Source organism: Finegoldia dalianensis (genome assembly GCF_046255015.1).
Lineage (GTDB): Bacteria > Bacillota > Clostridia > Tissierellales > Peptoniphilaceae > Finegoldia > Finegoldia magna.
Genome location: NZ_JBDLBQ010000001.1, coordinates 340,326 through 362,663, shown reverse-complemented (window position 1 = coordinate 362,663; position 22,338 = coordinate 340,326). Strand labels below are relative to the sequence as shown.

The window sequence follows — 22,338 nt, the reverse complement described above, 5'->3', positions numbered from 1 at the left end:
TCATAATATGACCCTAACACAATATTTATAGATTATTGTAAGATTGGGGGCAGTATGAGTCTCTTTTTTTACGCTAAAAATAGTGGGAAATTACGGCATTTTGATAAAATATTATGATACTAGTGATTTAATATACGTTATTAAAATAAAATAAAACCAAAAATATAACAAAATTTAAATAAATCCGTTAAAAATCTATTGAATTACTTGCTCTTTTTTAAATTGTATTGTAAAATAATTTGGGTTTAAAAATGCAATATGTATTTTACATATAAAACAACATAAAATAAGGAGTGATTTAAAGAAAATGAGTAAAACTGAAAAGAAAAAACTAGGATTAATACCAAAATTATTAATCGCGATAGGATTAGGTACTTTGGCTGGTTTGTATATGCCTCAATGGTTCGTGAAGACTGCTGTAACATTCTCATCAATGTTCGGCGCGTTTCTAAACTTTGTTATTCCACTTATGATTATTGCTTTTGTAACAAAGGGAATTGCTGATCTGGGAGAGGGAGCTGGACAATTATTATTAGTAACTGTTGTAATTGCTTATGCATCTACTCTTATTGGTGGGTCATTATCATATGTTATGAGTTCAAATGTATTCCCAGCATTTATAAGTCCAGACCAAGTTTCTAAGATTCAAGCCTCAACTAAGATAGGCATGGATCCGTTTTTTGAAATTCCAATCAAACCATTTTTTGATGTAACTTCATCAATTATTTTTGCTTTTATGATGGGGATTTCAATATCATGGTTAAGAAAACACGGTGAAGGAGAATATTGCTACAATTTAATCTCAGAATTTAATGACATAATCACAAAAGTATTGTCAACTGCAATTGTACCATTGTTACCTTTCTTTATTTTTGGTAATTTCTCAAAAATGGCATTCACTGGATCTGTATTTGCAGTTCTTTCAATTTTCTGGAAGATATTCTTATGTGTAATTGCACTTCACTTAATATATGTTTCTGTATTATTTATAATAAGTGGTACTTACACGAAGAAAAATCCTGTAAAGTTAATCAGAAATCAAGTAAAAGGATATTTAACAGCAATAGGAACTCAATCATCTGTTGCGACAATTCCAGTAAACTTGGAATGTGCTAAGCAAAATTCAGTAAGTAAAAGTATTAGAGATTTTGTAATTCCATTGGGAGCTACCGTTCATATGCCAGGTTCAATGATTACAATTACAGCTTGTACTTTTACAATTTTAACAATGTATGGAATGGGACATTCTTATTTACTAATGTTAAGATATATGGCAATTCTTGGGATAGCTATGGTTGCTGCTCCAGGAGCTCCAGGTGGAGCAATTATGAGTGCATTGCCATTTTTGCCAGTAGTTGGAATTCCATCTGAAGGTGAACTTGCATCATTGTTGATGACACTTTATTTGACACAAGATTCATTTGGAACTGCTGCAAATATTTCTGGAGATACTGCTATTTCAGTGGCTATCGATAAAATATTTAACAGACATATTGTAAAAAATGATGAGTATAAAGATGGTTTCAATGAAAAAGTAATAAATGAAGAAGATTTATAATAAAAATATTTGGCTAGGCTCTGTGAGCCTAGTTTTTGTTTAGGAAATTTTTTTTGATTTTTTTGATAATGAACACGAATTATTATTTATTGAATTAAATACACAGATGATATATAATGTTAAAGTAAAACATATGTTCAAGGGGTGAGTTATGGAGTTTAAATTACATTCAAAATTTAAACCAACAGGTGATCAACCACAAGCGATTGATAAACTTGCAAATGGTTTGGAAAATGGAAAAAATCATCAGATTTTAAAAGGTGTTACTGGTTCAGGTAAAACTTTTACGATGGCGAATATTATTCAAAAAGTTCAAAGACCAACTCTGGTTATAGCTCACAACAAAACTTTGGCATATCAATTGGCAAGTGAGTTTAGAGAATTTTTCCCAGAAAATGCGGTTGAATTTTTCGTTTCTTATTACGATTATTATCAACCAGAAGCATACGTGGTTCAATCAGATACTTATATTGAAAAAGATTCAAGTATCAATGAAGAATTGGACAAGCTTCGCCACAGTGCTACGATGAGTTTATTCGAAAGAAGAGATGTAATTATAGTTTCTTCTGTATCTTGTATTTACGGTTTGGGAGATCCTATTGATTACGAAAATTTGGTTATATCTTTGCGTCCAGGAATGGAAAAAGATAGAACTGAAGTTATGAAAAAATTAATCGACATTCAATACGTTAGAAATGACATTAATTTTACCAGAGGAACTTTCAGAGTAAGAGGAGATAGCTTGGATATTTTCCCAGCATCTAGTGGTGAAAAAAGCGTTAGGATAGAATTTTTTGGCGACGAAATAGATAGAATTACTGAAATTGATGCTTTGACTGGAGAAATTGTAGGTGAAAGAAATCACGTTGCGATTTATCCTGCAAGTCACTATGCAACGACTCAGAAAAAAGTCGAAAAAGCTATTGTAACTATTGAAGAAGAATTAGAAGATAGATTAAAATATTTTAAAGACCACAATAAACTATTGGAAGCTCAAAGATTAGAGCAAAGAACTAGATACGATATAGAAATGCTAAAAGAAATGGGATTTTGTACAGGAATAGAAAACTATTCAAGACATATGTCTCAGAGAAAGCCTGGTAGCAGACCTTACACTCTTATCGACTACTTCCCAAAAGATTTCGTGACAATGATTGACGAATCACACGTTACTGTTCCACAAATCGGAGGAATGTATGAGGGAGATAGGTCCAGGAAAACCAGCTTGGTTGATTATGGTTTCAGATTGCCTTCTGCATTGGACAATCGTCCTTTGAGATTCAACGAATTTGAATCGATGATGAATCAAGTAATATATGTGTCGGCAACTCCAGGAAAGTATGAAAAAGCAAAAACTAATGAAGTGGTTGAACAAATTATTAGACCTACGGGATTATTAGATCCAAAAATTGAGGTTCGTCCTACTAAAGGACAAATCGACGATTTGGTTAGTGAAATCAATAAAACTATTGAAAAAGGTGAACGTGTTCTTATCACAACTCTTACTAAAAAGATGAGCGAAGATTTGACGCGTTATCTTGAAGATTTGGATATAAAAGTAACTTATTTGCATTCAGATATTGATACAATTGAAAGAATGGAAATTATAAGAGATTTGAGAGAAGGAAAATACGATGTACTTGTAGGAATTAACCTTCTGAGAGAGGGATTGGATTTACCAGAAGTTTCTCTGATTGCGATTTTGGATGCAGATAAGGAAGGTTTCCTACGTTCAGAGACTTCTCTTATACAAACTATAGGTAGAGCTGCTAGAAACTCAAATGGTCACGTTATAATGTACGGTGATACGATTACTAGATCGATGGATGTGGCTATCACAGAAACTAATAGGCGTAGAGAAATACAAGAAAAATACAACGAAGAACACAACATTATTCCAACTACTATTAATAAATCTGTTAGAAAAAGAATCCAAAATACTTTCGTGGCAGAAGAAAATGAAAGTTATGATGTTAATAAAGTTACGGAATTTTCAAAGGACGAAATTGAAGTTATTATTGAAAATTTGAACACAGAAATGTTAAAATCTGCAGAAGAATTGGATTTCGAGAGAGCTGCTACACTTAGAGATCAAATCAGAAATTTGAAAAACACTTACTAAAGGAGCAAAATGAGCAAAGATAAAATTGTTATAAAAGGTGCTAAGGAGAATAATCTAAAAAATGTGGACCTTACCATTCCTAGGAATAAAATGGTCGTGTTCACTGGATTGAGTGGGTCAGGTAAATCTTCTTTGGCATTTGACACTATATATGCGGAAGGGCAACGAAGATATGTAGAATCTTTGAGTTCTTACGCACGCCAATTTTTAGGGCAAATGGATAAACCAGATGTAGAGTACATTGAAGGATTGTCGCCTTCGATATCTATAGACCAAAAAACAACTAACAACAACCCACGTTCAACAGTGGGAACTGTTACAGAAATATACGATTATTTTAGACTACTTTTCGCAAGAGTTGGAACTGCTTATTGTCCTGTTTGCGGGAAAGAAATTGTTAGCCAAACTGTCGACCAAATTGTAGACAGTGTGAAAGAATTAGAGGAACGTTCCAGAATTCAAATTTTAAGTCCCGTAGTAAAAGGGAAAAAAGGTGAATTCAAGAAACTTCTTCAAAATTTGAGAAAAGATGGATTCATAAGAGCGATTGTAGATGATGAGCAAGTTGAATTATCAGAAGATATCGAACTTGATAAAAACAAAAAACACGATATTGATGTAATTGTCGACAGAATTATAATTAAAGATGGAATTGATTCAAGGCTTACAGATTCCATAGAAACAGCTCTTAGATTGTCTGAAAATAATGTAAAAGTTGATGTAATTGGCAAAGATGTAATTTCTTATAGTACATCAATGAGCTGTCCAGACGGACATATTTCTTACCAAGAATTAGAGCCAAGAGATTTTTCGTTTAATAATCCGTTTGGAATGTGCCCTCATTGTAATGGACTTGGTTTTCATAAAAAAGTTGATGAAGATTTGGTAATTCCAAATAAAGAGTTGTCGATTTTACAAGGCGCAATAGATCCTTATCAATCTTCGAAACCAGGTGGATATTATTTCGAAATAATAAAAGCGATCGCAGATTCTTATGACTTTCCATTGGACAAACCAATTAAGGATGCTCCAAAGAAAATGATAAATGAAATCTTGAATGGATCAAAGAAAAATCTTTCATTTATTTTCGATAGTCATTTTTCTGGAAGAAAAAAATTCAACGGTAAATTTGAAGGAGTTTTGAAAAACTTAGAAGAAAGATACAACAGAAGCACGACAGATTCTATGCATCAAAAAATTGGTGAGTACATGACTGACGTTGAATGCGATTATTGTCATGGAGCTAGATTAAAAGATGAGTATTTGTCAGTTCGCATAAATGAAAAAAATATTTACGAAATTTGTCAAATGCCTGTAAAAGATTCTCTTCAATGGTTCAAAGATTTGGAATTGGAAGAGTCCAAGAAATTTATTGGAGATGAAATATTGAAGGAAATTATCAGCAGACTTCAATTTTTGAATGATGTTGGGCTTGATTATTTAACTTTGGATAGATCTGCTTCTACTTTATCAGGTGGAGAATCTCAGAGAATTAGATTGGCAACACAAATTGGATCTGCATTGGTAGGCGTTGTGTATGTATTAGATGAACCTTCAATCGGACTTCACCAAAGAGATAATAACAAATTAATTAAAGCGCTTAGAAATTTGACGGATATTGGAAATACTTTGGTTGTAGTTGAACACGATGAAGATACGATGAAAGAATGCGATTATCTTGTTGACATCGGACCGGGAGCTGGTGTTCACGGTGGAGAAATCGTAGCTTGTGGAACTATTGATGATATTATAAAAGAAAAAAGATCAATTACAGGTAAGTATTTGTCAGGCGAATTGGAAATTCCCGTTCCTGAACAAAGGCGAAAACCAAATGGATATTTGGAATTTAAAGGTTGCAAAGAAAATAACCTTAAAAACATAAATGCAAGATTTGCACTTTCATGCTTCAACTGTGTTACAGGGGTTTCAGGATCTGGAAAATCTTCATTAGTTAACGAAATTGTCTACAAGAAATTAGCCAGAGATTTGAATAATGCTAAGATGAAAAATGGTAAATTTAAATCGGCTACTGGAATTGAAAATTTGGATAAAGTTGTACAAATAGATCAATCTCCGATTGGTAGAACGCCTAGAAGTAATCCAGCGACTTATACAAAAGTATTTGATTTGATAAGAGATTTGTTTGCGTCAACACCTGAAGCAAATATGAGAGGATATCAAAAAGGAAGATTCTCATTTAACGTAAAGGGTGGAAGGTGTGAAGCTTGTAAAGGCGACGGAACTTTAAAAGTAGAAATGCACTTTTTACCAGATGTTTATGTTCCATGTGATGTTTGTAAAGGAAAAAGATACAACAGAGAAACTTTGCAAGTAAAATACAAAGGCAAAAATATCGCCGACGTGTTAGATATGACGATTGATGAAGCGTTAGAATTTTTTAGAAACTTCCCTCCTATAAAAAATAAATTGCAAACTTTACAAGATGTAGGTTTGGGTTATATTAAATTAGGACAATCTTCAACGGAATTGTCTGGTGGAGAAGCACAAAGAGTAAAACTAGCCAGTGAATTATCTAAAAAAAGTACAGGAAAAACTATATATATTTTAGACGAACCAACCACGGGTCTTCATTCAGCAGATATTGACAAATTAATTGAAGTATTGCAAAGACTTGTGGATCAAGGAAATACTGTTATTGTTATTGAACACAATCTTGATGTTATAAAGGTCGCAGATTATATTATAGATTTAGGACCTGAAGGAGGAAATGGTGGAGGACAAGTTATCTTCCAAGGAACTCCTGAAAAATTAATTAGTAAGAAAAATTCTTATACTGGTCAATATTTGGCTCCAAAATTGAATCGTTAAATTTTTGTAATAATCACCTTCTGCTTTTTAGTGTATAATAAAAGTTAAGAAGGTGATTTTTATGTACAATATTATGGTTGTCGACGACGAAAAAGACATAGTAAAAGCCATAGAAATATATTTGAAAACAGATAATTACAATGTGTTGAAGGCTTATAATGGTTACGATGCATTAGAATTAATGGAAAAGAATAAAATAGATTTATTTTTGGTAGATATAATGATGGAAGGAATGGACGGCTTAGAACTAACACAAAAAATAAGAGAAGTATCAAATGCACCAATCATAATTTTGTCTGCAAAAAGCGAATTGAATGATAAGGTTATGGGATTGAATTTGGGTGCTGATGATTATATTACTAAACCTTTCGATGCTGTAGAATTATTGGCTAGGATAAAATCATGTTTGAGAAGATTGGAACTTAGCAAGGACAATTCTCTAAATGGAAATGTATTCTCAGCTGGAAGATTGACAATCAACGACGACAAAAAAGAAGTATTGATTGATGGTGAAGAAATAAAGTTAACTCCTTATGAGTATGGAATAATTTTACTTTTATTGAAAAACAAGGGAATAGTATTTACATCAGAAGAAATATATGAAAATGTATGGGAAGCTCCACCTTATGATGTAAAAAAAATAGTTTCAGTCCACATATCAAGACTTAGAGAAAAAGTTGAAATCAATCCTAGAAGACCTGATTTGATTAAATCTGTATATGGAATGGGATATAAGATAGAGGACATTTAATGATAAATTGGATTAAAAAAAGTTTTCGTTCTATCGATGGTTATGTTGAAAAACAACTGGTAGATTTACTATTGTATTTTAGTTTTGGCTTCATTCTTGTTTTCACTGTATCATTTTTTATTGAAAATATAATTAATGTATATAATTTTTCGGTTGCCATAACGTTGATATATGCTATGTTTGCTTTCGTTTATTCAATGGTTAAGGTTGTAAGAACTATCTACAAAAAGAAGAAAAATGCTTTTTTAATATATCAATTCATAAGTAATTTCAAAGGAAAATACTACAATATTTATGTTGAGTCACTATTAACTTTGATATTTTTGATGTATACGATGGCGACTATTATGGTTGCAAACAGGAATTTGTTTGGGATTGTATTCATCGGTGCAATTTTGGCGAAAATTTACATATCAATTTTGATTAATAATCTAGGCAAAATACTGCTTAACAAAAAAGTTGAGGCTATGTATTCTGGAAAAGACATTGATGTGTTTATAGATGATGAAATTTACAAAGATTCTGTGTACCTTATAAACCATTTGCATGATTCGGTTATCAACACGATGCAAGATAAAATTAATTCAGAAAAAATGAAAACGGAACTAATCACAAATATTTCACATGATATCAAAACGCCTTTAACTTCCATTATAAATTACGTAGATTTGCTGAATCACGAAACTGATGAATCAGAAAAGAAAAGATATATAGAAATTCTAGAATATAACGCTAAAAGATTGAAAACAATGGTAATAGATTTGATTTATGCTTCCAAAACTGGAACGGGAAATATTGATATTGAAATGGAAGTTGTGGAACTAAATGAATTAGTATTACAAGTTTACGGTCAATTTAATTCTGATTTCAATAAGATTGGATTGGAATTCGAATATAATGATAAAAGGAAAACTGTTTTGATGATGACAGATGGCGCAAAGTTATCTCGTGTAATCGAAAATATTTTTAGCAATATTGTGAAGTATTCCAAACCTAACACAAAAGTTTACGGAGAATGTGATGTAGTCAATGACAATATTATCCTTAAATTCTCTAATGTATCCAAGAATAAAATTGAGGTTAGTGCAGAAGAATTGATGGGTCAATTTGTAAGAGGAGAAAGGTCTCGCCATTCTGAAGGTAGTGGACTTGGTTTATATATTGCGAAGAATTTGATAGAGTTGCTCGGGGGAACAAGTAAAATTTCAATTGATGAAGATAGATTTGTTTATGAGATTAATTTTAAAGTTACTAGAAAGAAAAAGATAGATAAATAAGAAAAAAGGTTAATTTTGGAATTTTCCAAAATTAACCTTTTTTTAATTATTTCTATCATTTGACGAATCACGGTCACGATTATGTTTACGATCTCGGTCTCTATTATTTCTATTGTTTTCTTTGTCGTCGTCTTTCTCGTCGTTATCTTTTTCGTCCTTGTCGTCTTTGTCCTCGTCATCTTTGTTTTCATCTTTTTTATCATCAGGTTTTAAAATATTAAAGATTGTTCTATCAGAATAACCAGGCATACTGTATTTCCAGTCTTTAGGAATAATGTTGTTATGTTCTGATGGTTTGTATGGAGGATCTCTTTTTATGAAAACTCCCCATCCTAATTCCCAAGGTGGAGTATTATCTGTAGCTAATTTTCCATCTACAACGTCAATTCTTCTAGATTCATACAAATCAGAAACTTCTGTAGGTTCTGTACCCGCTTTGTAAATTTCTTCTTTTACAATTCCGCGAGGATCTCTCCAACTGTATTTGCTTGGCAATTTATTTGCCAAAGTATCGACCTTAACTCTTACAATTCCGTCTGGTTCTTCAAATTTAATTGGAATTTTATCTTCCAAAGTATATCTGTTGACTGCGCTCCAGATTTGTACAACTTTTTTCTGACTAATTTGAGTCATTTTCAATTGTTGATTGTCAAAACCTAACCATGTACTAATTGTATAGTATGGGCTCATTCCGACAAACCATACGTCTTGGTAGTCGTTTGTAGTACCAGTTTTTCCACCAATATCAAAGCCATCTAACCTTGCGTATTTTGAATAGTTGTAATCTGTAGAAGTTCTGAGTATATCTCTCATAATGTATGCGATTTGAGGGCTCACAACTTCATTTTGCTTTTGAGGATTTTCGATTATAACTTTTCCTAAACTGTCAGTAACTTTTGTGAACGAAATAGGCTCTCTGTACTGTCCGCTATTATTGATAGCATTGTATGCACCTGCCATCTCTACAGGTGTAAATCCTTTAGTTAGTGAACCTAGTGCCATTGCAGATGTATTTTCATCGTTTTCTGAAGTGTTTTCAGCTGCACTTATATAGTTATCGGCTTTAGGATTTTTTGCATTAATCAATCCAAATTTTTCTAAATAAGTTTTTGATTTTTCAATTCCAATATCTTCCAAAACTTTTACGGCAGTAACGTTGATTGAATTTTCAACAGCATGTCTAAGTGAAACTAAACCTTCATAACCTTCGTACCAGTTTTGTGGCCACAATTCATGCTTTTCATTGTAATGAGGTAAATCATCTAAGCCTGATGCAGGGGAGTATCCATTGTCCAATGCAGGAGTATATACACCTAAAGGTTTCATGCTTGATCCAACTTGTCTAGGAATATCAGATGCTCTGTTTGTAGTATCTTTATTATCTGAATATCTTCCACCAACCAATGCTTTGATCTGTCCAGTTGTTTTATCAACAACAACACTTGATGATTGTGGTTGTTTGATTCCATCCTCATTTATAGTGTAGAAATCCTTAGCAAAAATCAAATTGTCATTTTTGTCGTATTTGATTAAATTTGGATTTTCTTTTATATATTGGCTTGAGATTGTGATGTTACCTTCACCATCTGTATTCAAATTTTTGCTACCAATATTGATTGAAGATATTTTATGAGTTACCAAATTATTATTGTCATTTACTGAGTAATAATCTTTCAAATCCAAATAGTTTCCATATTGTTTTACTTTAATTGATTTTGAATAATTAAAAGTGATAGAATCATCTGGGTTTTTAGTATATTGTTCTGGTGAAATAAAGAACTCATCATTGTCATTGATTATATTTTTCTTCCTAAAATAAATGACTTCATTTAATGCGTTTGTAATGTTTCTGCCGTCATCGCTTGACCATTTTAACAAATTTGCTGATGAACCATCTGCGATAATATCATCGACTTTTTTATCGTATAATTTTTCCAAATTACTTTGCATATTCATATCAACACATGAATATATCTTTAATCCACCATTGATTAGTTTGCTTTTAGCTTCTTGTTGTGAGTATCCTTTTTCGATAAGTTTTGCAATAACTTGTTCGTAAATAATATCTGAATAGTAGTTGGACAAGTTATCTACGTTTTTAATTCCTGGTTTAATATTAGCTGCGATATTTTCTTGAAGAGCTTTATCGTATTCTTCTTTTGTGATCTTATTGTTATCTAGCATTTTTTTAAGAACGTAATCTCTTCTGTCGATAGTTTGTTGATTGTAGACAGCTTTATATGTTTCACCGTTTAAAGTAACTTCACCGACGATTTTTGATTGGTCTTTTACTTGACCTGGTTCAATCGCCTTGTATAACGCTAAGTTAGTAGGACTCTTCACAATTCCTGCTAAAGTAGCACATTCTGATAAAGTTAGTTCATCGATATTTTTTTTGAAGTAAATTTCAGAAGCGGCTTGAACTCCGTAGGCATTTTGTCCCAAGAAAACAGTGTTCATATAAGTTTCCAAAAGTTTTTCTCTGCCTAGATAGTTTGTCAATTCCATTGCTAAATAAACTTCTTTGAATTTTCTGTCAAATGATCTTTCATTAGTTAAGTACAAATTACGAGCCAATTGTTGTGCTAGAGTACTTGCTCCACGTTTCATAGAACCAGATTTTAAATTATCAAAAATAGCTGATGTGATACCGATAGGATCCACACCATTGTGTTTGTAAAATCTTTCATCTTCCACAGATGTGAAAGCATCCATCATGTATTTTGGTATCTTATCTAATTTAACAACCTCTCTATATTCAGTGGTTTTGATTTTCTCGATTAAATTTCCATCCTGATCCAAAATTTCTGATGTTTGATTCATCATATTATTTATTTCTTCGGGATTAACCTTTGGAGCTAATTGCATAGCTCGAACTCCAGCTACTCCGATTAATCCACCTACAAATGCAAATATACAAATCAAACATAATATTAAAATTTTTATGGATTTCAATATTATATTTTTATCTTTATTCATAAATTCCTCCATAAAATATATATACACTATTATACCACAAAGTGTAGATTCAACATATATTCCTAGAAATACGAAGTACATTTTACTTAAAGACAGATTATTATATAATATAAATAAAGGAGCAACAATGAAAGAAAAAACAATTCTAGTTTATTTTGAATTTAAAAACAAAAAAATAAACGATGAAGATATAAAAGAAATGCAAAGTTTGATTGAATCTTCTGGCGGTGAAGTTTGCGCAATTTCAGAAGTTAGAAAAAACTTTATTGATTCAAAATATTACATAGGAAAAGGGAAATGTCTGGAGATTAAAGATGCTTCAGAAAAATTGGACGTAACAACTTTGATATTTAACGTAGAACTATCTGGTTCAAATATAAAAAACTTGGAAGATATAACTGGACTTAAAATAGTAGACAAAACAAATTTAATTTTAGATATATTTGCAAGTAGAGCGAAAACAAAGCAAAGTGTGCTACAAGTTGAACTTGCAGAATACAAATACAGACTTCCAAGATTAATTGGATTCAGAGATCACTTATCCAGAACTGGTGGTGGAATTGGAACTAGGGGTCCTGGGGAAACAAAACTTGAAGTAGATAGAAGAACTATCCAAAACAAAATTAACAATATAAAACGAGAATTAAAAAGTATCGATAAAAGCCAAGAAAACATGAGAAAACAAAGACTAAAATCTGATATAAAAATGGTGAGTATGGTTGGATACACAAATGCTGGTAAGTCTACTTTGTCCAACAAATTGGTGAATTTCTACAAAGATAAGTACACGGAAGAGTTTGAAACAGAGGATTTACTATTTAAAACACTGGACACTACTTTGAGAAAATGTACATTACCAAATAAAAAACAATGCCTTGTAATAGATACCGTTGGATTTATTAAAGATATTCCAACAGATTTAATCGAAGCATTTAAGTCAACGTTATTGGATTTGAAACATTCTGACTTGATTTTATTTATATTAGATTCTTCAAGTTCTGATTTGGATAATCAAATCACTACAACGATGGATATATTAAAAGAATTACAAGTATTGGATAAACCAATGATTACGGTATTCAATAAATCTGATAAAAATCCTAACATCATTTTTCCGTATAATTTAGAAAATAAAGTTAAGATATCAGCTTTTAACGATGAAGACATCGAAATGTTATTGTACAAAATTCAAGAAGAATTATATGGCAATTACAAATGTGTTAAAATGAGATTTGACTACGATCATCAGGACGTTTTGAATACAGTTTTACAAAATTTTAAATGTGAAGATGTAACATATAATAATCAAGATGTACGTCTTAAGGTTGAGATTTCTGAATCAGAGATAGAAAAATACGAGGAATTTATATATGAAAAATTATAGAAGTATTCACAAAAGCGTACCTTTTTCTTTTGTAATCAACAAATCAGAATTCATCGGAAATTGTAAGTTCGTGGAAACGGAAGAAGAGGCTTTAGAATTTGTGGATAGTATAAAAACAAAATACCATGATGCAACTCATAATTGCTCTGCATATATCATTGGAGAGGACAAATTAATTCAGAGATTTGATGACGACGGTGAGCCTTCCCAAACAGCAGGGATTCCAATTCTTGAAGTAATAAAAAAAGAAGATTTGACTAATGTTTGTGTAGTTGTTACAAGATACTACGGCGGAATTAAACTTGGAGCTGGTGGTCTTATAAGAGCATACACAAAAGCTTCTAGTGAGTGTTTGAATGAGTCGGTTATTGTAGATAAGAAAATATTTAGAAATTTTCAGATAGAATTTGATTACACCAATGTTGGAAGTATTGAAAATTTTTTGATGAATAATGATATTTACGTAGCTGACAAGCAATATTCAGAAAAAGTGGTTTTTGATATTTTATTAGATGAAGATAAATACGAAGAAATAGAAAATAAGTTAATTGATTTAACAAGCGATAACATAAAGTTTACAATGATTGAATTTACTTACCAATCATCTTTAAATGGTAAGTTAATATTTTAAAATGATGTAAATTGTGATAAAATTTGAGGGTGGATTAAAATGAATTACGCAAAATTATGTGAAGATATAACAAAATGGATAAAAGAAGAAGTCGAATCAGCTAATTTAAAAGGAGCGGTTTTTGGAATTAGCGGTGGAATCGACAGCGCTGTATTAGCGTGTTTGTGCAAAAAAGCTTTTGGAGATAACGCCCTAGGTTTGATTATGCCGATAAAAAGCAATCCAAAAGATGAAGAAGATGCGAGAATATTAGCAGAAGCGATTGATTTGAATTGTAAAAAAGTCGATTTGAATGATGGTTTTGATGCATTGATACAAACTTTTGAAAAAACTTCTGTAGAAATGGCAGTATCAAATATTAAGCCAAGACTTAGAATGTTGACGTTGTACTATTATGCTCAAAATAATGGTTATATGGTATTATCCGGATCAAATCGTTCCGAATTTATGACTGGATATTTTACAAAATACGGCGACAGTGGAGCTGATCTTATGCCACTTTTGAATTTATACAAAACAGAAATTTTTGAGATGGCAAAAGTTTTAGGCGTTCCAGATGTAATTATTAATAAAAAACCTAGCGCTGGTTTGTGGGAAGGTCAAACAGATGAAGATGAGTTTGGGTTTACTTACGAAGAGCTAGATAATTATTTGATGAATAATTCTGAAACTAAGTCAAAAAATTTGATTGATAAAAAAATTAAACAAAGCGAACATAAAAGAAAATTTGCGAAATCATTTGAGTTCGATAGAAATAAATATTAAGGATGTGATTTTATGTCAGGACATAATAAATGGAGCAAAATAAAAAACAAAAAGGGTAGTGAAGATGCTAGAAGAGGTAAAGTATTCACAAAAATGGCAAGAGCGATAACTGTTGCTGTTAGAGAAGGTGGAGCTGATCCTGAATACAATCCTAGCTTAAAATCTGTTATAGAAAAAGCTCGTGCTGAAAATATGCCTAACGATAACATAGACAGAGCAATCAAAAAAGCGAGTGGCGATGGAGATTCTGCAAACTACGAAAACATAGTATACGAAGGATATGGTCCAGAAGGAGTTGCAGTTATAGTTGAATGTTTGACAGACAATAGAAATAGAACTGCTTCAGATGTTAGACATTATTTTGATAAATTCGGCGGAAATCTTGGACAAAATGGTTCTGTATCATTCATGTTCCAAAGAAAAGGTCTGTTATTAATTGACGCAGAATCTTTGGATGAAGAAGAAGTAATGATGGACAGTTTAGATGCTGGAGCAGAAGATTTTGAAGCTGATGATGGAATTTTTGTAATCAACACAGCAATGGAAGATTTTGCACAAGTAAGAGATACTTTGTTAGATAAGGGATATAAATTCGTAAAATCTGATTTGGTTTATGAACCATCAAATTACGTTAAAATTAACGACGAATCAAATGTAGATAAAATGGAAAAATTAATAGATAATCTTGAAGATAGTGATGACGTGCAACAAGTAAGTCATAACTGGGATAACGAATAAAAATGGACAGAGTAGCTTTTTCGATTTTTGGAATAGATATAATGTGGTATGGAATATTAATTACTTTAGGAGTAATTTTGGGCTATGTTGTAGCTGTAAAGTTAGCCAAATTAGAGAAAATTTCAGAAAATACCATATTGGACATTTTAGTGTGGGCACTTCCTCTTGCAATTGTAGGAGCGAGGGCATATTATGTGATATTCGAATGGGATTATTATTCCAAAAATTTAGGAGAAATCATCGATATTCGCGGTGGTGGATTAGCGATTTATGGAGGAATAATTGCCGCAGTTATTACTTGTTACGTTATTTGTAAAAAGAAAAATCTTAAATTTTTGAAGTTGCTAGATATTTTTATGCCTGCGATTGCATTGGGACAAGCAATTGGTAGATGGGGTAATTTTATTAACAAAGAAGCCTATGGTACTCCAACTAATCTTCCTTGGGCAATTACAATAGATGGTGTAAAAGTTCATCCTACATTCTTATATGAATCACTAGGAGATTTTATAATATTTTTATTATTGGTGTATATATTTAAAAACAAGAAAAAATTCGATGGACAAGTAACAAGTTTGTACATGATTTTATACGGAATATTGAGGTTTTTTGTAGAAGGACTCAGAACTGATAGCTTGTACATTGGAGCATTAAGAGTGAGTCAATTAGTGAGTATTGCAATTGTAATTGCAGGAATAATTTTACAAATTAAATACAAAAAGCAAATTATTAAGTCAGATGAAAAGTAACTCATCTGGCTTTTTACAAATATAAAAGAGGTGATATATTTGTGTTCTAGATTTGAACTGAATATAAGTAAACTTGATTTATTGAAAAGATACAATAAAAAACAAATCACAAAATTTAATCCGAAAACAGAAGTATTTCCTGGTCAACAAATTTTAACTTTATGTGACGAATTTGATCATATGAGGTGGGGAATAGATGTTGATTTTATGAAAAATCTATAATAAATTCTAGGATTGAAAAGATTTATACTTCAAAGTTTTTCAAGGAAGATTTCGAATGCAGAAGATGCTTGATTCCAGCAACTGCTTTTTTTGAGTGGAATAAGAATAATAAAGATAAGTATAGATTAACTGTTGCGAATCAACAAATATTTTCTATCGCAGGTATTTTCAGAGAATACAAAAGTCAAGAAACAAGTATAAGACATGTGAGTATGCTTACCACAGAAGCAAAAGGATTAATAGCTGAAATTCATACTAGAATGCCAATTATATTGCCGCAATCTTTTGAACAAACATATTTTCACGGAGAAAATTCCAAAGAAATTCACGAGTTTTTGTTGGATAATTTTATTAACTTAGATATGGAAAATTTATCGGACAGTCAATTAACTTTTTTGTAAATTTATGATATAATTTATATGAATATTGAAAAGCGAAGAAAGATAAATAATATAACAATTACAGAGAGTTAATGTGTGGTGAAAATTAACAAGTTATAACGGCAGTCTGGAGCTAATAATTCTAAGAGTGATGTTTTATCATAATTAGGGTGGAACCGCGGAAATTACATTTCGTCCCTGAAGTTTTACTTCGGGGATTTTTTATTATTCAAAAAAATGGAGGGTTTTATGAAAAACGAAGAAAAAACTATGGAGAAAATAGTAAGCTTATGTAAATCAAGGGGAATAATATTTCCTGGTAGTGAAATCTATGGAGGATTATCAAATACTTGGGACTACGGTTCATTAGGTGTTGAAATCAAAAATAATATAAAAAGAGCTTGGTGGAAAAAATTTATCCAACAAAGCCCTTACAATGTTGGTTTGGATGCAGCTATCCTTATGAATCCTCAAACTTGGGTAGTATCTGGTCATGTTGGTGGATTCTCAGACCCATTAATCGACTGTAAAGAATGTAAATCTAGATTTAGAGCTGATAAATTAATCGAAGACTATTTCATGGATGAAAAAAATGAAGAAATAACTGGATTAGACGGAAAATCAGAAGAAGAATTATTGGATATTATTGAAAAAGAAAACATCAAATGTCCTGAATGCGGTAAGCATAATTTTACTGATATCAGAAAATTCAACTTGATGTTCAAAACTTTCCAAGGTGTTACTGAAGATAATAAATCTGAAATTTATTTGAGACCTGAAACAGCACAAGGTATTTTTGTGAACTTTAAGAATGTTCAAAGAACTTCAAGAAAGAAAATTCCTTTTGGAATTGGTCAAATAGGTAAATCATTCAGAAACGAAATAACTCCAGGTAACTTTATTTTCAGAACAAGAGAATTTGAACAAATGGAACTAGAATTCTTCTGTGAACCAGGAACTGATTTGGAATGGTTCGAATATTGGAGAAACTTCTGTAAAGAATTCTTATTGAATTTGGGAATTAGAGAAGAAAACTTGAGACTTAGAGACCATGAACAAGAAGAATTATCATTCTATTCAAAAGCGACAACAGACTTTGAATATCTATTCCCATTTGGATGGGGAGAATTGTGGGGTATTGCCGATAGAACTGATTACGATTTGTCAAAACACAGTGAAGGTTCTGGAGAAAAACTAGAATATATGGATCCAACAACAAACGAAAAATATATTCCATATTGCATAGAACCATCTGTAGGTGTAGACAGAATGTTTTTAACTTTCTTATGTGATGCTTATGAAGAAGAACAATTAGAAGACAACTCTACAAGAACTGTTTTAAAAATTCATCCTGCATTAGCGGCATATAAAGTTGCAGTTCTTCCTTTAACTAAAAAATTAAATGATAAGGCAATGGAAGTTTATAATGAATTAGCTAAGAATTTCATGACTCATTTTGATGATGCTGGTTCAATTGGTAAGAGATACAGAAGAGAAGACGAAGCAGGAACTCCATATTGTGTAACTATTGATTTTGATACTTTAGAAGATAATACTGTTACTATCAGAGATAGAGATACTATGGAACAAAAAAGAATGACAGTTGAAGAAATTATAGAATTTGTTAATAAAGAAATGGAGTTTTAATTATATGACAGAAACATTAAATCCGTTGGAAAACGCAAGATATCAAATTAAAAGAGCTTGCGAAATTTTAAAATTAGACGATAGCATTTATGAATTATTGAAAGATCCTTACAGAGTAATTGAGATAAATATTCCGGTGAAAATGGATGATGGATCAATGAAAGTATTTAAAGGATACAGATCACAACATAATAATGCAATGGGTCCTACAAAAGGTGGTTTGAGATTTAGAGAAGATGTTAACTTGGATGAAGTTAAAGCTTTGTCTATATGGATGACTTTTAAATGTCAAGTAACTAATCTACCTTATGGTGGAGGAAAAGGTGGAATAATTGTAGATCCATCTAAACTTTCTGAAGGGGAATTGGAAAGATTATCCAGGGGATTCGTTGATGGAATGTACAAATATTTAGGAGAAGATTTTGATATTCCAGCCCCAGATGTTAATACAAATGGGAAAATTATGAGTTGGATGGCTGATGAGTATAACAAATTAACTGGTACTAATCAAATGGGAACTTTCACTGGTAAACCAATTGAATTTGGAGGATCTTTGGGAAGAACAGAAGCTACAGGATTTTCAGTAGCTTTAAGCGCTAAAAAAGCTGTTCTAAATTTAAATAAAAAATTAGAAGAAACAAGTGTTGCTTTACAAGGATTAGGTAATGTTGGGATTTATACATTAAAATACGTTCTTGAACATGGCATGAAAGTCAAATACATTATGGAGTATAACAAGCAAAGGGGAGTATTTGCAATTTATAAAAAAGACGGATTTAATTTTGATGAATGTTTCAAAATTTCTAAGACTAAAGAAAAAGACTTTGCTAGTATTGAAGGATGCGAAGTAATTTCAAATGAGGATTTTTTCTCAGCAGATGTAGATGTTATTATACCTGCAGCTTTAGAAAATGCAATTACAACTGAAAATGTTAATTCAATTAAAGCGAAAATCATTGTAGAAGGTGCAAATGGACCTATAACAAAGGATGCAGATGAAATCTTAAATGAAAAAAATGTAGTTATTGTTCCAGATATTTTAGCAAACTCTGGTGGGGTCACTGTATCTTATTTTGAATGGGTACAAAATAAAGCGGGATATTATTGGTCTGAGGAAGAAGTCAGAGACAAAGAATATCAATTGATTAATAAATCATTTGATGAAATTTGGAAATTATCTGAAAAGCTTAATATAACATTGAGACAAGCTGCTTATGTACATTCAATCAAAAAGATTAGCGAGACAATGAAAATACGCGGATGGTATTAATGCAAACACAAATAGAATTTAATGATGAACTAAAACTTACTAAAATTAAACAATCATCTTTTAACCCTACCCACATTTTTGAATGTGGGCAGGCGTTTAGATGGTACAAAGAAGACGATATGTCCTATACAACTGTTGATGGTGATATGTACTGTAATGTAAGTTTGGTTGGAGATTACGTTTATATCAAAAACTGTACAGAAGATGATTACTATAAAAAATGGGAAAATTATTTTGATTTGAAAACAGATTATTCAGAAATCAAAGAAAAATTATCTTTCAATGAAACTTTAAAAAACGCATTAGAATATGGTGATGGAATCAGAATATTAAATCAAGATAAATTTTCTACAATAATTTCATTCATAATCTCAGCAAACAATCAAATACCTAGAATTATGAAATCCGTAAATATAATTTGTGAAAATTACGGAAAATTTTTGGGAGAATTTAACGGTAGAAATTTATATTCTTTTCCTAAGCCTGAAGATTTAGCAAAAGTACCAGTGGAAGAAATGAGAGAAGTGTGCCGCGTTGGATTCAGAGATAAAAGAATTGTAGATGTGTCAAAAATGGTTGCGAATAATGAGTTTGATATTTTGGAAGTAGATAACTTATCAAATGAAGAATTAAGAAAAGAATTAATTAAACTTCCTGGAGTAGGACCAAAAGTTGCTGATTGTATAATGCTTTTTTCATACAACAGACATAATACATTTCCAGTTGATGTGTGGATTAAACGAGTTATGGAATATTTGTTTATTAAAGAAGCAACAAATAAAAATTTAATTGCAAAATACGCTGACGATTTATTCGGAGATTATGCTGGATATGCACAGCAATATTTATTCTACTATGGAAGAGAAAACACAATCGGAAAATAACTTTGAGAATTTCTTCATAAAAAATAGAATTAAAATGAGAAATATCAAAATAAATTGAGCTATTTGCTTTCAAATGCTAATAAATACGTTTGATTAAAACAAAAACGTGGTTTATTATATAAGAGGATTAACACTCAACAGGTTAGAGTGCTAACAAAAGATTCTGAAGGAGGATATCATGAATTTAAAACCTATTGGTGATAGATTAGTATTAAAAAAACAAGAAAAAGAAGAAGAAAAAACATTCTCTGGAATAGTTCTCCCATCTTCAGCCAAAGAAGCTCCTGTTTATGCAGAAGTTTTAGCTATTGGATCTGAAGTAGAAGAAGATGAAAAAATGAAAGGCAATATTAAAGTTGGAGATAAAGTTATATACTCAAAATACGCTGGAACAGAAATAAAACTAGAAGACACAGAATATATATTAGTTAAATATGAAGATATTCTAGCAGTTGTAGAATAGGAGGATAAATTTTATGGCAAAACAAATCAAATTTTCAGACGATGCTCGTAAAAGCATGGTAGAAGGTATTAATAAATTATCAGATACAGTTAAAGTAACATTGGGACCTAAAGGTCGTAACGTAGTTTTGGATAAAGAATACGGCGCACCATTGATTACAAATGACGGTGTTTCAATTGCAAGAGAAATTGAACTTGAAGATGAATACGAAAACATGGGTGCACAATTAGTAAAAGAAGTAGCTACTAAAACTAATGATGTAGCAGGTGATGGTACCACTACTGCAACACTTTTAGCACAAGCAATTATTAGAGAAGGTTTGAAGAACTTAGCGGCTGGTGCTAATCCAATTGTTTTACAAAAAGGTATCAGAAAAGCTGTTGAAAAATCTGTGGAAGCTATTAAAGCAAGAAGTCACAGTGTTACTACAAAAGAAGAAATTGCAAATGTTGGTAGCGTATCAGCAGCTGATGAAACTATTGGTAAACTAATTGCAGAAGCTATGGAAAAAGTTGGAAATAATGGTGTAATTACTGTTGAAGAATCAAAATCTATGGGAACTACATTAAATGTTGTAGAAGGTATGGAATTCGATAGAGGATACGTATCTCCTTACATGGTTTCTGATTCAGATAAAATGGTAGCAGCAATGGAAGATCCATTCATTTTAGTTACTGACAGAAAAATTACAAATATTCAAGATATATTACCATTGTTAGAACAAGTTGTTCAACAAGGTAAGCCATTATTTATAATTGCAGAAGATGTTGAAGGTGAAGCATTAGCAACTTTAGTTTTAAATAAAATCAGAGGAACATTCAACTGTGTAGCAGTGAAGGCACCAGGCTTTGGGGATAGAAGAAAAGAAATGCTTGAAGATATCTGTATTTTAACTGGAGCTCAATTGATCACAGAAGATTTGGGAATCGAATTGAAAGATGCATCGTTTGATATGCTAGGAAGAGCAAGAAAAGTTAATGTATCAAAAGACAAGACGACTATTGTTGACGGAAATGGTGAACAATCTAAGATAGAAGAAAGAATTAACCAAATTCAAAACAGAATTCCTGAAACTGATTCTGAATATGATAGAGAAAAACTTCAAGAAAGATTAGCGAAATTATCTGGTGGAGTTGCTGTGATTGAAGTTGGAGCAGCTACAGAAACAGAATTAAAAGAAAGAAAATTGAGAATAGAAGATGCACTTGCAGCTACCAGAGCGGCAGTTGAAGAGGGCATTGTAGCTGGTGGTGGAACAGTTCTCTTGGATGTTCTTGAAGAAGTTGAAAAACTTGTCGATGAAGTTGAAGGCGATGAAAAAACAGGAGTTAAGATAATTCTAAAAGCGTTAGAAGAACCTGTAAAACAAATCGCAATTAATGCCGGAATCGATGGATCTGTTATAGTTGAAAATGTTAAAAACAAAGACAAAGGAATTGGATTTGATGCATACAAAGGTGAATATGTAGATATGTTAAAAGCTGGTATTGTAGATCCAACAAAAGTAACATTATCTGCATTACAAAATGCAGCATCTGTTGCAAGTTTATTATTGACTACAGAAGCAGCAGTAGTTTCTATAAAAGAAGACGAACCAGCTATGCCTCAACCAGGTCCTGGCGCGTATATGTAGACAAATCAAAGGTGAGGAGATATTCCTCATCTTTTTTTATGCAATGAATTAAAAAT

The 22,338-nt window shown here is 31.5% G+C and carries 18 protein-coding genes; 17 read left to right on the top strand and 1 reads right to left on the bottom strand.

Going from position 1 to position 22,338, the window contains the following annotated elements:
• Positions 1 to 307: 307 nt before the first annotated feature.
• The 5 genes from ABDJ34_RS01905 to ABDJ34_RS01885 all read left to right on the top strand — a co-directional run bounded on the left by ABDJ34_RS01905 (position 308) and on the right by ABDJ34_RS01885 (position 8,537).
• Positions 308 to 1,558, top strand: coding sequence for a dicarboxylate/amino acid:cation symporter (locus ABDJ34_RS01905; RefSeq protein WP_274983388.1), 1,251 nt, complete (start codon positions 308 to 310; stop codon positions 1,556 to 1,558).
• Between the two features lie 151 nt (positions 1,559 to 1,709).
• Entirely contained in the window at positions 1,710 to 3,680 is a 1,971-nt protein-coding gene (uvrB, locus tag ABDJ34_RS01900; protein WP_412701186.1) for an excinuclease ABC subunit UvrB, read from the top strand.
• Positions 3,681 to 3,689: 9 nt separating this feature from the next.
• The gene (uvrA, locus tag ABDJ34_RS01895) at positions 3,690 to 6,509 is read left to right on the top strand and encodes an excinuclease ABC subunit UvrA (RefSeq protein ID WP_412701185.1); all 2,820 of its coding nucleotides are present in this window, start codon (positions 3,690 to 3,692) and stop codon (positions 6,507 to 6,509) included.
• Between the two features lie 61 nt (positions 6,510 to 6,570).
• Positions 6,571 to 7,260: a response regulator transcription factor gene (locus ABDJ34_RS01890; protein ID WP_002836609.1), complete on the top strand. Its 690-nt coding sequence runs from the start codon at positions 6,571 to 6,573 to the stop codon at positions 7,258 to 7,260.
• The gene (locus tag ABDJ34_RS01885; RefSeq protein ID WP_412701184.1) at positions 7,260 to 8,537 is read left to right on the top strand and encodes a sensor histidine kinase; all 1,278 of its coding nucleotides are present in this window, start codon (positions 7,260 to 7,262) and stop codon (positions 8,535 to 8,537) included. Before ABDJ34_RS01890 ends, ABDJ34_RS01885 begins: the two co-directional genes overlap by 1 nt.
• A 42-nt stretch (positions 8,538 to 8,579) precedes the next feature.
• Here ABDJ34_RS01885 and ABDJ34_RS01880 read toward each other — a convergent pair whose 3' ends face one another.
• Positions 8,580 to 11,516, bottom strand: coding sequence for a penicillin-binding protein 1A (locus ABDJ34_RS01880; protein ID WP_412701183.1), 2,937 nt, complete (start codon positions 11,514 to 11,516; stop codon positions 8,580 to 8,582).
• Positions 11,517 to 11,643: 127 nt separating this feature from the next.
• On the opposite strand from ABDJ34_RS01880, the gene hflX reads away from it, so the two are divergent.
• From hflX to groL, 12 genes are all read left to right on the top strand, one after another.
• Positions 11,644 to 12,900, top strand: a complete 1,257-nt coding sequence (hflX, locus tag ABDJ34_RS01875) for a GTPase HflX (RefSeq protein ID WP_412701182.1) — start codon at positions 11,644 to 11,646, stop codon at positions 12,898 to 12,900.
• On the top strand, positions 12,887 to 13,531 hold the full coding sequence (locus tag ABDJ34_RS01870) for a YigZ family protein (protein ID WP_412701181.1): 645 nt from the start codon (positions 12,887 to 12,889) through the stop codon (positions 13,529 to 13,531). The genes hflX and ABDJ34_RS01870 overlap by 14 nt, the downstream gene beginning before the upstream one ends.
• A gap of 39 nt (positions 13,532 to 13,570) precedes the next feature.
• Positions 13,571 to 14,296, top strand: coding sequence for an NAD+ synthase (locus tag ABDJ34_RS01865; protein WP_094223532.1), 726 nt, complete (start codon positions 13,571 to 13,573; stop codon positions 14,294 to 14,296).
• Positions 14,297 to 14,308: 12 nt separating this feature from the next.
• On the top strand, positions 14,309 to 15,034 hold the full coding sequence (locus ABDJ34_RS01860; protein ID WP_094205793.1) for a YebC/PmpR family DNA-binding transcriptional regulator: 726 nt from the start codon (positions 14,309 to 14,311) through the stop codon (positions 15,032 to 15,034).
• 2 nt (positions 15,035 to 15,036) lie between these two features.
• Positions 15,037 to 15,783 carry a prolipoprotein diacylglyceryl transferase gene (gene lgt / locus ABDJ34_RS01855; protein WP_412701180.1) on the top strand — a complete coding sequence of 249 codons (747 nt, stop codon included), beginning with the start codon at positions 15,037 to 15,039 and terminating at the stop codon, positions 15,781 to 15,783.
• A gap of 39 nt (positions 15,784 to 15,822) precedes the next feature.
• Positions 15,823 to 16,005, top strand: coding sequence for a hypothetical protein (locus ABDJ34_RS01850; RefSeq protein ID WP_412701179.1), 183 nt, complete (start codon positions 15,823 to 15,825; stop codon positions 16,003 to 16,005).
• Entirely contained in the window at positions 16,002 to 16,406 is a 405-nt protein-coding gene (locus ABDJ34_RS01845; RefSeq protein WP_412701252.1) for an SOS response-associated peptidase, read from the top strand. Before ABDJ34_RS01850 ends, ABDJ34_RS01845 begins: the two co-directional genes overlap by 4 nt.
• A 228-nt stretch (positions 16,407 to 16,634) precedes the next feature.
• Positions 16,635 to 18,032: a glycine--tRNA ligase gene (locus ABDJ34_RS01840; protein ID WP_412701178.1), complete on the top strand. Its 1,398-nt coding sequence runs from the start codon at positions 16,635 to 16,637 to the stop codon at positions 18,030 to 18,032.
• Positions 18,033 to 18,036: 4 nt separating this feature from the next.
• Positions 18,037 to 19,302 carry a Glu/Leu/Phe/Val family dehydrogenase gene (locus ABDJ34_RS01835; RefSeq protein ID WP_412701177.1) on the top strand — a complete coding sequence of 422 codons (1,266 nt, stop codon included), beginning with the start codon at positions 18,037 to 18,039 and terminating at the stop codon, positions 19,300 to 19,302.
• Entirely contained in the window at positions 19,302 to 20,186 is an 885-nt protein-coding gene (locus tag ABDJ34_RS01830) for a DNA-3-methyladenine glycosylase family protein (RefSeq protein ID WP_412701176.1), read from the top strand. Before ABDJ34_RS01835 ends, ABDJ34_RS01830 begins: the two co-directional genes overlap by 1 nt.
• Before the next feature lie 178 nt (positions 20,187 to 20,364).
• Entirely contained in the window at positions 20,365 to 20,649 is a 285-nt protein-coding gene (locus tag ABDJ34_RS01825; protein ID WP_002836581.1) for a co-chaperone GroES, read from the top strand.
• A 13-nt stretch (positions 20,650 to 20,662) separates the two neighbouring features.
• Entirely contained in the window at positions 20,663 to 22,282 is a 1,620-nt protein-coding gene (gene groL, locus ABDJ34_RS01820) for a chaperonin GroEL (RefSeq protein ID WP_154271081.1), read from the top strand.
• Positions 22,283 to 22,338 lie beyond the last annotated feature (56 nt).